This is a genomic window from Deltaproteobacteria bacterium (genome assembly GCA_016219225.1).
Classification (GTDB): domain Bacteria; phylum Desulfobacterota; class RBG-13-43-22; order RBG-13-43-22; family RBG-13-43-22; genus RBG-13-43-22.
This window is the reverse complement of the sequence record JACRBX010000074.1, coordinates 1-14,090: the sequence shown is the minus strand read 5'-3', so window position 1 is coordinate 14,090 and position 14,090 is coordinate 1. Positions and strand designations below refer to the sequence as shown.

The following is a 14,090-nucleotide window of genomic DNA, read 5'->3' as shown; positions in this document are numbered from 1 at the left end:
GAATTCGGTGTGCTGGGTTACCGATCCTGGCTTTGCGAGCACTTGCCCACGCTCTACTTCTTCTTTCTTTGTCCCACGGAGCAACACGCCGGCATTATCACCAGCGCGCCCTTCGTCAAGGGTCTTGTTAAACATTTCAATGCCAGTAACAACTGTCTTCAATGTATCATGCAAACCAATAATCTGAACTTCGTCGTTGATCTTCACAATCCCACGTTCAATTCTGCCGGTGACCACTGTCCCACGCCCCTCAATCGAGAAGACGTCTTCGACAGGCATGAGGAATGGCTTATCGGTATCACGCACGGGTTCAGGAATGAACGTATCAAGCGCATTAAAAAGATCAAGAATTTTTAAGGATTTTACGAGCTTACCAAAATTAGAATAGTTATTATGGGTTGTCTGTCAGGGAAATATGACTTTTTATGTGGGGAGAGTTTGAAAAAGACGGGATGCCGGATATTTTACTTCTCGCTGATATGACTTTTATTTACCAATGGGATGAGAAAGTTAAGCTTTTTGCCTAAAATATCGAGCTTGTCATGGAAAGATCCAAATTTTTATAGCTCATTCATGTCCCTCCATCCAGCATCCAGCCTCACCTACTGCAATCCCGTCAATCCCTGGGCAATGGCAAATTTAATCAGGCCGGCCACATCCTTGAGGCCTAATTTCTGCATCAAACGGCTCCGGTAGGTCTCGACGGTTTTGGGGGACAGGAAGAGGATATCGGCAATGGCGGCACTGGTTTTCCCTTCGGCCACTAATTGCAGGATCTCCCTTTCCCGGGGGCTGAGGCTTTCCAACGGGCTGGGAGATTTAATCTTCTTGCGCTGCATCAAATAATCCTCGATCAGAATCTCATCGACCTTTTGGCTCAAATACCGCTGGCCGGCATAGACGGCCCGGACAGCCCGGATCAATTCTTTCCCGGCCGACTCCTTGATTAAAAACCCTTTGGCCCCGGCCTGGAGGGCTTGAAAGATGTGTTCCGTACTGTAATGCATGGATAGGATGATTATCCTGACCGATGACAACTCTTCCAAAAGTTGCCGGGTGGCTTCAATGCCATTTAATTTTGGCATGGCGATATCCATGACCACTATCCGGGGTTTTACCTTTTTAGCTTCGGCTACCGCCTGACGTCCATCGGCTGCTTCTCCCACGACCTGGATGTCGGCATTGGCCTCCAGAATGAAGCGGAGCCCTTCGCGAACGATGGCGTGATCATCGGCTATCAGGACCCGGATTCTTCCCTCATCAGAAATTTTTTCGGCCATTCTCATTCCTTCTGCAAGTCCCAAGTCTAGAGCCTCAAGTCCCGAGTTTCAAGTTTCAAGATGCAAAGTGCAGGGCTTTTCCCACTTGCAACCTGCAACTTGCATCTTGCATCTTTATTTACTGATCCCCGACCCCTGAACGATCTTTATCGCTCCACCGGCAATTGAAGAATTATCCGTGTTCCCTTCCCAGGTTCCGACAGGATCGCCAAATCTCCCCCCAGGGCCGCGGCCCGTTCTTTCATGGTAGCCAGTCCCCATCCCCTTTTTTCACCCCCCAGACGAAATCCCTTAAAGAGAAATCCCCAACCGTTGTCGGAGATGGTCAATTGGACCTTCCCGGGCCTCTCCTCCAGGACAATATCCACCTGGTCGGCCCCGGCATGTTTCGATACATTGGTCAGGGCCTCCTGGGCGATACGGAAAATAATGGACTCCATGGTTGGTGACAGGCGCGGGGGAAAATCTTTCCCTTCAATGTTTATTTCTATACCGGTTAAGGCCTTGAACCGTTCTCCATACCAGTACAGGGCGGCCAGGAGGCCAAAATCATCCAGTACCGAAGGGCGTAAATCGGACATGACTTCCCGGATATGCTGGGTAGTTTCCTCCAGCAATTTCTGGGCATCTTCCAGCCTGTGGATAATAATGGAACTGGTCTTTTCCGGCAGCATACTGATGGCGATGTTTAAATTCAAATTCAGGGCCGTCAGGTTCTGGCCCACCAGGTCATGGAGGGTCCGGGATATTTCTTTTCGTTCCAATTCCTCCACCTCGGACATTCTTATGGCCAGAGCCTGAAGTTGGTTTTGTTTCTCTAATAAGGCCTCTTCGGCTTTTTTACGATTGGTAATATCGTTAAAGGAGACAATGCTTTTGGACGTGCCGGGAATCAGGGCTACAATATTATGGGTGTTTTTGATATTTCCTTGTTTGTCAACGATCCTCGATTCGTATTCTCTGGGGGCGGCTTCCGGGTTTTTCCTTCTCAGGGTATGGTAGAGATGTATCCTTTCCAAATCCTCGGGGAGGGTAAAGTCGGCTGATTTTTTCTTCCCTTCGATTTCTTCCTTTAGGTATCCCGATAGTTTTAAAAATTCGTTGTTGACCAGGGAGATGGTCGTATCCTCTTCCACGATAATCAATCCTGCGCCGGTATGTTCAAAAAGGGTTCGATATTTTTCTTCGGAATCGTTTAAGATTTCCTCCATTGTCTTGCGCTGGGTGATGTCAGTAAAGGTTGCGAAAGAACCTCTAAATTTTCCATTTTCATCGATAAGGGGTTTCGGGGAAACAATGGTCCAGAGGGTAGTCCCCTCTTTATGCCTGAACTTTCTTTCGTACCGTTCCAATATCCCTTTTCGACGGTCGGCCTGTTTACTGATGTGGCTCGCCAAATCTTCCGGAAACATGAAATTTTCAATCGGACGTCCCACCATTTCTTCCGGACTGTAGCCCAGCATCTCGGCCATCTGGCGGTTTACATAGGTGATCGTAAAATTTTCATCCACCCGGCAGATGCCCTCGGAGGCGGCCTCAACCAGATGACGGAATTTTTCTTCACTTTCCCGCAGCTTTTCCTCGGCCTTCACCCTCTCTGTCAAGTCATCGTAAACGGTGACTATTTCCCCTGAAGGTAACTTAAATACATAATTCTCCGCCCAGAGGGAAATGCGATCGTCGGTATAGCGGGAAACCGGATGCCAGTTCGGTTTCCCGGTCCGATAAACCTCCTGAAAGACCTCTAACAATCCCATTTCTTTTATGCCTGGAAATACTACCTGAACGCTTCGGTCCTTGATTTTATGGCGTTCAATCTTTCCACTTCTGGCGCCGGCCGGATTAATATCCTTGAGTACGAAATCGGTTCCCCCTTCTTCGGCCTGATAGATGGCCACCCCTTCTGTCATATTTTCAAATATTTCACGGAACCGCACCTCGCTCTCCCTTAAGGCCTTTTCGGCCTGCTGGCGCTCCGTGATATCCAGGGACATGGACAAGAGGCATTGTTCGCCTTCCAGCTCCACCTGTTCCACCGATATCAATAAGTTAATGATATTTCCGGACTTCTGCCGTATTTGAACTTCAAGATCCCTTGCCGAGCCCTGTTCGGACACTTTCTCCTTTAATTGGTCCCTCTCATCACGATCGACCCAGAGATTTAATTCGGTTGGGGTGCGGCCGATGGCTTCCAGGCGGTCATAGCCGGTTATCTTTTGCCATAGGTCGTTTACCTCCAGGATTCTTTTATCCTTAAGCCTTGAAAAGGCAATTCCCACCGGACTGGCATTGAAGAAAGTGGAGAAACGTTTTTCGCTCCTCCGCAGACCTTCATCCGCCTTCTTGCGCGAGGTGATATCGAAGGCATAATGCACATACAAATCGTCCGTCACCGGGATCCAATGGGCGTCCCAGATAATTCCGAGCGCTTCCACTTCCAGGCGCTGTGGCTTGAAAGACGTCCAAACCGTCGGAGCAAGACACCAGGGACAAGGATCTTCCCGCCGGCCCCAGGTATCATAGCAATGCCTTCCAGGAATGGCCCCGCATTTGACTGCCATTTCATTGGCGGCCACGATTTCACGGCTGCCCGGCCGTAAGAGTAAAGCCACACCGGGAAGAGCGTCTAAAAGTATCCTCGTCAAACGAGCCGTTTCTTCCAGCACTGAAACCTCCCAACACGTCATTGCCGGTTGCTGATTAATCGTTAAAACGGGAAACGATTAACCAGTAACAGAGAAATTTAAAATATCTTGGTTAGGATTTTAACCATAACGAGGATAATCGGCAATAAAAAATATCAGAAAGGTATCTTTTTAGGTCGAGGTTTTGCTTATGGGAAGAATATCTTGTGTGGATTTATTAATTTGATATAATCTTCATAAGAAAATAACGTTAATAATTGTTTACTGGCGGAAGGGGAACCGATGACGGGCAAAGAATTCCTGAATTCTGTCGCAAAGGGGAAATCAGACATTCTCCAGCAGTTCCTTGCTATCCTTACTGAAACAGGTTCGCGCTATTGCGTGATCGGAGGGCTTGCCGTGAACGCCTATGTCGAAGCCGTGGTAAGCCTGGATGTCGATATCGTGGTGGCGGTTCATGACATCGAAAGCGTCGCAAATGCCGCCAAACGATACGAGTTGAAGGTTGAGCGGTTTGAGCACAGCATCAATATCAGCGGTCATGGCTCAGACCTTCGAATTCAAATGCAGACCGATCCTCGGTATCAAATTTTTATTGCAGGAGCTAAAGCAAGGGATATCCTTGGCTATGAGATGAAAGTTGCGGCATTGGAGGAGGTTTTACAGGGAAAGGTGTGGGCCTACATGGATACAACCCGCCGAAGGAGCAAACGGCAAAAAGATCTGGCGGACATATTGAGAATTATAGAAATATTCCCTGAACTTGCAACCAAACTCCCGCCGAGTCTAAAAGAGCAGATGCAGGAGTAATAACAAAGCAAAGGAGGTCGGGACAATGAAAATTATTATCTCCCTAATGGTAATAGGAACGCTCCTTTTCACCGGGTGTGCCTATGAAAGCAGGTATCATATACCCATGGCCCCCAATGTAGAGAAAATGGGGATCACTAAAACGATTCCTATGGAAGCGGCCCTGCTCATCACCGAAGAATCCAGAGACCGGATCTTCAATAGCCCGTCCTTTCCCGATTACCATGGCAATTTCATTATCTACTCTATTGAGCCCTATCAGCTTCCCATCGGACAGGCCTTCGAGAAAGCCGCCCTTCAAATCTTTTCCCAATTTTTCCCAAAAATTCATCTCATTCGAAACCTTGATGAGGCTAAAAACTACCGGCTGGTTATCGAACCCAGGCTGACTGATTTTTATCTGACACTCTTCTATACCAATTTTGGCCGTTACATATATAACGAGGTGGTAGACGGCCGATGCCAGGTTAAGGTTGCCGGCACCTTGTTCAGCCGGGGAAAGGTGATCTGGGAAAAGACTTTTGACACACCATTGGAAACGGAACACTGGGCAAACAATTATTGGTTAAAAGACAGCGTCGGGAAATTGGCCTCGGATACTCTGGTTCTGGCCTTGAAGATAATGGCCTTCCAAATCGTGAGAGAAAGCCAGTTGCCTCCCTCGCCCCCCCGGGGTTGGTTGGAAGAAATTGAGGGAAAGCGGTAAAGTTTGAAAAGAGAGTTTTTTTCACCGCAAAGGCGCGAAGAACGCAGAGAGAAACATCTTTGTTCAATCCCGTGAGAGGCGGGATTGAACAAAACATCCCTGGACTCCTTCCCGGAGGGGCCTACACCCCGGAGGGTTGCGAAAGCTTTTTCCTTTCTGTCCTCTCAACAGAAAGGAAAATTTATTCCTTTCGACTCCCAAAGGGAGTCTCTTATTAAGATCGGCAGATCGGCTCCCGGCCGGGAGCCTCTGCAAAAGCTCGACAAAGTCGAGCGGATCGATCGCCCTTTGCGGCTCTGCGGTGAAAATTGTTTTTCAAAAAGCTAAACTGATACGAATCATCTGAATCAGATTTTAACTTCCTGGCCTTTCCAGTATTTATTGCGGATCTCCCGTTTCAAGATCTTGCCCATGGGGTTTAAGGGCAGGGTTTCCCAGAAATCCACGGTCTTGGGGCATTTATAGCCGGCCAGATGCTCCTTGCAATAGGCAATGACTTCCTTCTCGCTCAGGCTTTCCCCGGGCTTACAAACAATCGCGGCCTTGACCGCTTCCCCCCACTTCTCGTCCGGAACACCGATCACCGCGGCTTGATATATCTTGGGGTGCTTGGAAAGGAGGTCGTCGATTTCAGTAGGATAGATATTTTCACCGCCGGAGATGATCATGTCGTTCTTACGATCCACAATATAGTAATAGCCTTCCTCATCCCGGGTAGCCATGTCGCCCACCGTTGCATATTCGCCCAGAAAGGCCTGGGCCGTTTTTTCCGGATCCTTATAATAGCCCTCAAACAGGCCGGGTGAGACGGCATAGAGTTCCCCCACCTCCCCCGGGGCGCATTCCTCGCCCTGAGAGTTGATCAACAGGATCCGACAAAAGGGGTTGGCCTGCCCGCAGCTCCTGACCTTGCGGTACTGGTCTTTAGGCCATAACGTGGTTACCCCGGCGGTCTCGGTGGACCCATAGCCCTCATATAATTCAGCCCCTTTAAAGAAATCCAGAATCTGTTCCTTGGTCTTGGTCATGAGGGGCGCCGAAGAGGTCAGGAGTTTTTTCAGGGAGCCTGTTTCAAAGCGGTCCTTATCCGGGACCTGTAAGATAACCGAGTACATGGTCGGGACCATGGAAGAGAAGGTGACTTTTTCCTTTTCGATGAGCTCAAGGATTTCCCGGCCGTCAAACCCGCCGGAAGGATAGATCACCGTGGTGGCCCCTTGATACACATCGCCCAGACCGAAGGTAATGGAATTGAAATGGAAGATGGGCATAATCAGGAGCGTGACGGTATCCTGGTCGGCATAGATGCCGTTGGCCACCAAAATGATGTTGGAGCGGTGGGAACGCATGGCCCCTTTAGGCCGGCCGGTAGTGCCTGAGGTATAACCGATATACCAGGTGGTGGTTTCAGAAACGTCCACCTTCGGATCAACGGGACTGGAGGCGGTCAAGAGCCTTTCGTATTCCAGATCCCTGTCATCGCCGGGTCCTCCGAAAACAAAAAATCCTTTTACTTTTTCAAACCCCGGGCGCACAGGGCGAAAGACCTCCCGGAAACAGGACTCGTAAATCAAGGCCTTGGCATCGCCCTGATTGATCACGTAGTTGATCTCTTCGGCCTTTAGGCGGAAATTGATCGGTACGGCCACTAGCCCAAGCTTGGCCAGGGCGAAAAGGATCTCATAATACTCGATACAGTTGTAAGCCAGGATGGCGATGTGATCGCCCGGCTGATAGCCCTGGGCCAAAAGGCCGTTGGCCAGGCGATTGACCCGTTCCTCGAATTCCCGAAAAGTGCACCGCTGGTCTTTAAAAACAAAGGCGGTCTTGTTGGGAAGTTTTCGGGCTGTAGCTCTTAAGGCGTCACCGACTAAAAGCTTCGGCATGGATCCTCCTTTTCATTAGACAGGATTTACAGGATAGTTATGATGGTCCTTTTTACAGGCCCTTCTCCCGGGCGAAGATGGCGGCACCCAGGGCTCCGATGATTTGGGGGTCTTCCGAGATAAAAGCCGGCAGACCGACCCGGGCTTCCACCCTTTTGACCACTCCGATGTTTTTGGCGATCCCGCCGGAGATAACGAAATCGGCCTTCAGCCCCACCCGTTTGAGGAGCCCGAATGCCCGATCTGCCGTGGCGGCGTGGAGACCCCCGAGGATATCGGCCTTGGGGGTCCCCCGGCGAAGATGACGGGCCACTTCGGAGCGGGCGAAGACCGTACAGATATTGCTGATCCTGGTGTCTTCCGCTGCCTCCATGGAGAGAGGTCCGATTTCCGCCAGGGGGACCTTGAGTTGAACGGCCATAACCTCTAAAAATCGACCGGTCCCGGCCGCACATTTATCGTTCATGGCAAAGGAGACATGATTTCCCCTGTCATCGATTCGAATGGCCTTGCAATCCTGTCCTCCCATATCCAGAATGGTCCGGGCCTGGGGGAAAAGAAAGTGGACTCCCCGGGCGTGGCAGGCGATTTCGGTGATAATCTCCTGGGCCCAGGGCACATTGATCCGTCCATAGCCGGTGGCCACCAGAAAATGGATGTCCCCTTGACTCAGACCGCTCTTGGCCAGAATCCCCTGCATTACGGTTTCGGCCGAACCTTTGCTTTCCGGTCCGGTCTCGATGGTGTGGGCGGCGATTATTTTATGTTCATTGAGGATCACGGCCTTGGAGGCCGCTGAACCAATGTCTATTCCGGCAAAAAACATATTGAATCCATTTAGACAGGATTTACAGGATTACTTGGATAATTTCTTTTAGCTTTGAGCCTTCCAGCTTGACCCTTTTTTTATCCTGCTCCCTTTTTTCAGAGAAGCCTGAATGGCCGCCCCAAGGGCCATAACACTGCGGGGATGTTCCGGAACGGCCATGACCTTTCCGGTCATTTTCTCCAGAGTTTTAATCAAACCCGGATTCAGGGCCGCCCCCCCGACCAGGACAATATCTTCCACCAGGCCCACTCGACCGATCAGTTCCCATATCCTGGCGGCTGCGGCCTGATGGATCCCGGCCGCGATCCGTTCCGGCGTTTCACCGGCATGAATATTGGAGATGATGACCGATTCGGCGAAAACCGCACAGGTACTGCTGACTTCGGCCAGGCCATCGGCGGTCAGGGACAAGGCCCCCATTTGCTCGAGGGGAACCTTGAGATAAACAGCCCCCAGCTCGATAAAAGAACCGGTTCCGGAAGCGCACTTGGCATTGTTGGTAAAATCTTCCAGGGTCCCGTCCGGCGCCAGCTTCATCACCCGGCAGCCTTCTGCGCCCATATCGACGACCGTCCGGGCCGTTGAAACCAAAAACCTGCTCCCCTTAGCGGCACAGATCTGCTCAGAGCTTTTTCCATCGGCAAAGGAAACCTCCCCGGCACCCCAGCCCGTGGCCATGACCCTTTCCACGTCTTCCGGCCTTAAGTCCAGTTCCTCCAGCAGGTCTCCATAAATCCTTCGGGCGGCCGTATCGGCCTCTTCTTCGGTGATCCAAACTCTTCGGCCCAGGACCTTCTGTCCGTCGAAGAGAACGGCCTTGACGCTCTGGGCGCCCACGTCAATACCCGCGAATAACATCGGTTACCCCTCAATCATCTCGATAAAGGCCTCGACCCGGCCCCGCATCTGCTCCACACCGGATGTGGTGTAATCCCCTTCGAGAAAAAGGACCGGAATTTTTAATTCTTCCCGCAATCGGTCTCTTAAATGGGGATATTCGGCCAGGCGGGCATCACAGCATTTGAGCACGTAAAAAACAGCCCCTTCGACATTAAAATCCTGGGTGGTGTTGACGATATGAGCCCAGCGGTTTTCCGGAATGGAGGCGGTAACGGTGGAGCGGGGACAGGCCGTACCTAACGACCGGCGGGCAATGGCCTCCAGGGGCGGCAGGTCGGGATTCAAAGGATACCAGAAAGACCGCGTCCCGACACAAAGGTCATCGGAAACCACCACCCCTCCGGCTTCTTCGATCACCTGATAAATCCGGGCATTGACCCCATCCATGGCCGATCCGGACAGGTAAATCCGGACGCCTTCGGAAACCTCCCGGGGGTCGGCCTCAAGGTCATCCAGGGTCTTTTTGAGCAAAGCGGCATGCTCATCTTTGGGCATCAACACCCCGGCGTAAGTCATCTGCCAGGCCTCATAGCCGGAGAGGAGCGGGGGGTCCGTTTTCCGCATCTCATACATCCTGCGCATCTGGGCCTTGTCTTCATTATAGACCGCAATGCTCCGGGCCAGGTCTTGGTCGCTGATGCTCCGGCCCAGAGTCCTTTCCAGACCCTGTTTAAACCCTTTTAAGACCTCCAGGTAATAGGGCAGGACCTCCCGGCCGGTGATTTTTTCCGGATAGTTGATGTAATGGACATAAGGTTTGATGTCCACACCGGCGATCAAGGCCGGTCTGGTCGGCCGGGGTACCAGGTTCTTCCAGAAATATTCCATACTTAAAATGATGTCGCAACTGTTAGGCACCACGACGCCGTCCAGATAGTCGTACTGGCCTCGCATCCCCGCATCCAGACAACTCCGGGCAAAAGGACAGGAATTGGGCGGCACATGAAGATCCGCCTGCTGCAAGGGTTCCCCGGTCCCGGAGATCCGGACCGGAAGGCAATCGGCGGCAAACAGGATCTCTTCCGGGGTGAGACAGCAAAAATACCCGAACACCTTTTTGCCCGTCTTCTGCTTCCATTCCCGCACCGCCTCATGGCGGTTTTCCGCATAGCGGAGGAAAGTCGCTTCCATTTTAAGCCACCGCCTTTCTCTGCTGCAAAGGTTCCCCGGCCTCGATTTTTTTCAGGATCTGCTCGGCAAAGGCATCCATCCGGGTCTTGATCTGCCCTTCGGAGAAAGAGCGTTCATCCACCAGGTCGCATTCAATCAGGACCGAAGGGATACCGAGTTCCCTTTCCAGGGTCAGCCGGAGTTGCAGACCGGGAAGATAAATAGGACGGCAGGTCAGCAGATAGGCCAGAACCCCGCCGGCGATATTATATTCCCGGCATTGTTCCAGGACCGCCTGGATGGTGGTGTTCATGGAAGAGCCGATAGACAAGGTCCGTACGGCCAATTCGGTCAGAGGATCTTCCTTAAGCCGCGGGGGCCAGGGATTGGGATTGTAGGCCGGTTCATAAGCAAAGACCCCGCCGATGGATTCAAAATAGTTGAATATCCCCATATTGAACCAGGTGGGGATGCCGTACCACAGGAGCCTGAATTTTTCCGTTTCGATCTGCCCCTGGCCGGCCTCCACCCTGGCCTTGACCTCATCACGCAAGGCCTTATAAAAACGAAAGGCCTTTTCCGTACCGGAACAATACATACCCGGATACATGGTGGCAAACCCGTCGGCACAACCCATTGGGGAGGGCACGGCCTTACGCAACTCCAGGATTTCCAGGCGCAATTCATTGGTTTGGTAGCCCCAGTCCAGACAGGCATTGAGGCGCTCGGGATCATATTGGATCCCGGTTACTTCCGTAATCAGGCTCAACAAATCTTCCAGTTGAGAACGGTAATAGCGGACCTCATGGGATTTAGGCGGCTGCATAATGGCCTCAAAAACCCGTTCAGGCCGGTCCAGGGTGAAAAGGGGCACCTTGAGCCTTTGGGACATGTCTTCAAACCATTTCAAGCGAACATCACAGACCGAGGAAGTGGTTACCAGGAGATCAGGAAGGGGCATCCCTTCCAGCGGGGCATCAGACAGGTCGCCCCCCAGGACATAACCGGTTGCCACCCGCTCATATCCGCAAAGGTCCGATGAATATCCGGCCTGTTCGGCTATGCGGGCGAACCGCACCGCCTCTTTTTCCGAATCCCTGGTTTTTCGGCGGACGGCGCACAAGGCGGCAAACTGTTCAGGATAAAAAGGATGGAGGCCCATGGCGTAAAAGAGCTCTTTCTCCACCAGGGAACAGGACCAGACCACGGGTTGCCCCCTCTTTTTATGGGCGTGGCCTTCCTGATAATCCTGCATAATAAATTGCCAGGCGTTCCTGGCTGTTTCCAGAGACTTGCGCGAACCTTTGGTTTCAACGGGTTTTTCCTGGGTCATGGCCTATTTTCCCTTTTAGATTCTTAAATTGCCCTTCTGAAAATTTATCTCTAACTTTTCTAAAACGCGAGATCATCCGCCTCTGGCCGGACGATCCTGGATAACTGGATGCTGAATAAAAACAAACAACCGATACTTGATAGTCTCGCAAAAACTCGTCATTCCCGCGCAGGCGGGAATCCAGGCCAAGCCTAACCAATTAAAAACACTGGATTCCCGTTTTCACGGGAATGACGAAAATGGGCGCTTTCGGACTTTTTACAAGTCCATTAAAAGTTGGCTAAGCTTTCATGCCCGGCAAGTTGAGAGAGGCGGTATTGCCGCCGTCAACCGGGATGGCCTGGCCGGTTATATAGCTCGCTTCATCACTGGCCAGGAAAAGAATGGCCGCCGCCACTTCCTCCGGCCGCCCAAAACGCCTAAGTTCGCAACGGCTGCCCAGTTTGTCAAATTTTCCTCTTTCCCGGGCCATATCAAAGACAGGCTTGGTCATGCCGGTCTCGATCAAACCGGGACAAACGGCGTTGACCCGGACATTATATTCTCCCAGATCGCAGGCCGCCGTCTGAGTAAAGTTGATCACAGCGGCCTTACTGGCGCTGTAGGCATTGCCGCCGGCCCCGGAGCGGATCCCGGCCACTGAGGCCGTGTTGACAATAGCCCCGGCCCTCCGCTCTTGAAAATGTTTAGCCACGTGTTTCGTCGTGTAGACCGCGCTCAGGACATTGACCCCATAGACCTTTTGCCAATCTTGCCCGTCTTGATTTTCCAGGCCGGTGAACTGTCCGGTGATGCCGGCATTGTTGCAAACAATATCGATGACCGAGTAGGTGCCGAAGGCCAGATCGATCAACCCCTTGACTTCCTCCTCCACAGACACATTGGTCCTTTGCATAACAGCCTGGCCATCCTCCTGCCTGACCAGATCCAGGGTTTCCTTAAGCCTTTGCTCATCCCAATCGGCTAAAACGAGTTTGGCCCCTTCCCGGGCAAACCGGATAGCCGTGGCCCGGCCGATACCGCTGGCCGCCCCGGTGATCACGGCAACTTTTCCCTCCAGGCGGCCTTTTTTATCGCTTTTCATCCTTCGACCTCCAAAGTCGTTTTTTTATTCCATAGGTAAACTTGAAAACACAAAACGCCCCCCGCCCTTCTCCCCCCAGTGGGAGGGGAAGGGCGACGAGCGCAAATGAAAACCGGATGGAGCGGACAGCCATCAGCATAGTGCTGATTGCTGACAGCGCTCATCCGTAAATATCATTTCCGGATGAGCGCTATTTCCCTTTCTTGCTGAAGACCTCGCGATCGCCACCGCTCATGCCGGCAATGTGCTTGACCAGCTTTTTCCGTGCCTCGATATCATACTGAGTCGTGATGGCGATCTGCTCCATAATCGGCGAGCCGCCGCCATGATAGTTGCCGACATTCCCGATACCGCCTGAGGCCGAACAAAGGATGTCTCCTAAATATCGCCAGAACTGGGCCTGATCTTCGGAAGACATATTCGGATTACGCTTGGTGTACTTATTAAGCAGGGTAGCGAGTTCCGGGTTCAAAAAATCTTTTTCATGAGGGAAAGTGGCCACCACCCCTCCGGCGATATCGCAAAGAATCTCCGCCTCCCGGAAAACCGCCTCACCCGACAGACAGCGGCCGACATTGCAGTAAATGGAATTGGGAATATAGGAACCCGGACCATAGGGAACAAAACCCACCCCCGGCATATAGACCTCCGGCTTGCCCAGGTCGGAAGCGGTGTATCCGGCGGCGTAGCCCAACTCAATGGTCATGATGATCTCGGCCAGCTTTTCCCGGACATGAGAAGCCTTATGCACATTATTCACCTCGGCGGCCAGGGCCGCGGCCCCCAAAAGGATATCCCCGATGGCCGGCTTGCAACCCGAATAGGAATGGCGGTGGAACAGGGCAAAAAGGAGGGCCATCACCCCCCCATGCTGCCACTCGCCGGCCAGAAAGACCCGTTCCCAGGGCACAAAGCAGTCCTCAAAGATCATATAGGAATCGGTTGAGCCCTGCTGAAACCCCCGCTTGAAATGCTCCCTTTTTCTTAAATTGTGAATGGTGACCACCTGTTTCAACCCGTCCCAATCCCCTGGAACGGCAAAGGCCACAGCATAGTCTTTGTCCTCGGGACGTAAGGCCCGGGTCGGTACCACCAGCACCTCGTCGGCCACCGAAGCCTCCGAGATATGCAGTTTGCAACCGCTGACCACGATGCCGTCATTCAACCTCTCCTTGATCCGCACATAGGCGTCGGGGTTGGGCTGGTCGGCCGGCCGAAGCAGCCGGTCGCCCTTGACGTCCGTCTGGGCGCAACAGCCTACCAAATCTTCGGACTGGAAACGGGTCAGCCACTTCTTGAAGTTTTCATGGTACTGGGTGGCCCCGTTGTTCTGCTTGTCGGCCTCATAGGAAACATTATAAATGGAGTTGGTGCCGTCGATGCCCATGCAGCGCTGGATGCAGCCGCCCACCTTCTGGCAGAGCATGCGGGTCATATCCTGTTTCTTGGGCAGGTCCTCGGTGTTCTGGTGGATGTGGGTAAAGCGGTTGATCCGTTCCCCGGTCAG

The 14,090-nt window shown here is 52.3% G+C and carries 12 protein-coding genes; 2 read left to right on the top strand and 10 right to left on the bottom strand.

All coding sequences use genetic code 11. The features are described 5' to 3' along the window. The 3 genes from tuf to HY879_06140 all read right to left on the bottom strand — a co-directional run. On the bottom strand, nt 1-279 hold a 279-nt coding region (gene tuf / locus HY879_06150), incomplete at its 3' end, for an elongation factor Tu (protein MBI5602918.1). 323 nt (nt 280-602) lie between these two features. Next, entirely contained in the window at nt 603-1,280 is a 678-nt protein-coding gene (locus tag HY879_06145) for a response regulator transcription factor (GenBank protein MBI5602917.1), read from the bottom strand. 146 nt (nt 1,281-1,426) lie between these two features. Next, complete coding sequence (locus tag HY879_06140; protein MBI5602916.1) at nt 1,427-3,946, bottom strand: PAS domain S-box protein; 2,520 nt, start codon at nt 3,944-3,946, stop codon at nt 1,427-1,429. A gap of 261 nt (nt 3,947-4,207) precedes the next feature. Here HY879_06140 and HY879_06135 point away from each other — a divergent pair, with 261 nt between their 5' ends. Together HY879_06135 and HY879_06130 are read left to right on the top strand one after the other, a co-directional pair. After that, the gene (locus HY879_06135; protein ID MBI5602915.1) at nt 4,208-4,735 is read left to right on the top strand and encodes a hypothetical protein; all 528 of its coding nucleotides are present in this window, start codon (nt 4,208-4,210) and stop codon (nt 4,733-4,735) included. A 25-nt stretch (nt 4,736-4,760) separates the two neighbouring features. Continuing rightward, nucleotides 4,761-5,441, top strand: a complete 681-nt coding sequence (locus HY879_06130; protein ID MBI5602914.1) for a hypothetical protein — start codon at nt 4,761-4,763, stop codon at nt 5,439-5,441. 347 nt (nt 5,442-5,788) lie between these two features. Here HY879_06130 and HY879_06125 read toward each other — a convergent pair whose 3' ends face one another. The 7 genes from HY879_06125 to HY879_06095 form a co-directional block, all read right to left on the bottom strand. Next, on the bottom strand, nt 5,789-7,327 hold the full coding sequence (locus HY879_06125; GenBank protein MBI5602913.1) for a long-chain-fatty-acid--CoA ligase: 1,539 nt from the start codon (nt 7,325-7,327) through the stop codon (nt 5,789-5,791). A gap of 52 nt (nt 7,328-7,379) precedes the next feature. Then, nucleotides 7,380-8,153 carry a 2-hydroxyglutaryl-CoA dehydratase gene (locus HY879_06120; GenBank protein MBI5602912.1) on the bottom strand — a complete coding sequence of 258 codons (774 nt, stop codon included), beginning with the start codon at nt 8,151-8,153 and terminating at the stop codon, nt 7,380-7,382. A gap of 48 nt (nt 8,154-8,201) precedes the next feature. Beyond that, entirely contained in the window at nt 8,202-9,014 is an 813-nt protein-coding gene (locus HY879_06115; GenBank protein ID MBI5602911.1) for an Hsp70 family protein, read from the bottom strand. Nucleotides 9,015-9,017: 3 nt separating this feature from the next. Then, nucleotides 9,018-10,187, bottom strand: a complete 1,170-nt coding sequence (locus HY879_06110; protein MBI5602910.1) for a 2-hydroxyacyl-CoA dehydratase — start codon at nt 10,185-10,187, stop codon at nt 9,018-9,020. 1 nt (nt 10,188) lies between these two features. After that, nucleotides 10,189-11,499 carry a 2-hydroxyacyl-CoA dehydratase gene (locus HY879_06105; protein ID MBI5602909.1) on the bottom strand — a complete coding sequence of 437 codons (1,311 nt, stop codon included), beginning with the start codon at nt 11,497-11,499 and terminating at the stop codon, nt 10,189-10,191. 280 nt (nt 11,500-11,779) lie between these two features. Then, on the bottom strand, nt 11,780-12,583 hold the full coding sequence (locus tag HY879_06100) for an SDR family oxidoreductase (GenBank protein MBI5602908.1): 804 nt from the start codon (nt 12,581-12,583) through the stop codon (nt 11,780-11,782). Between the two features lie 190 nt (nt 12,584-12,773). Then, nucleotides 12,774-14,090, bottom strand: a 1,317-nt coding sequence (locus tag HY879_06095; protein MBI5602907.1) for an aromatic ring hydroxylase, incomplete at its 5' end; no start/stop codon positions are given.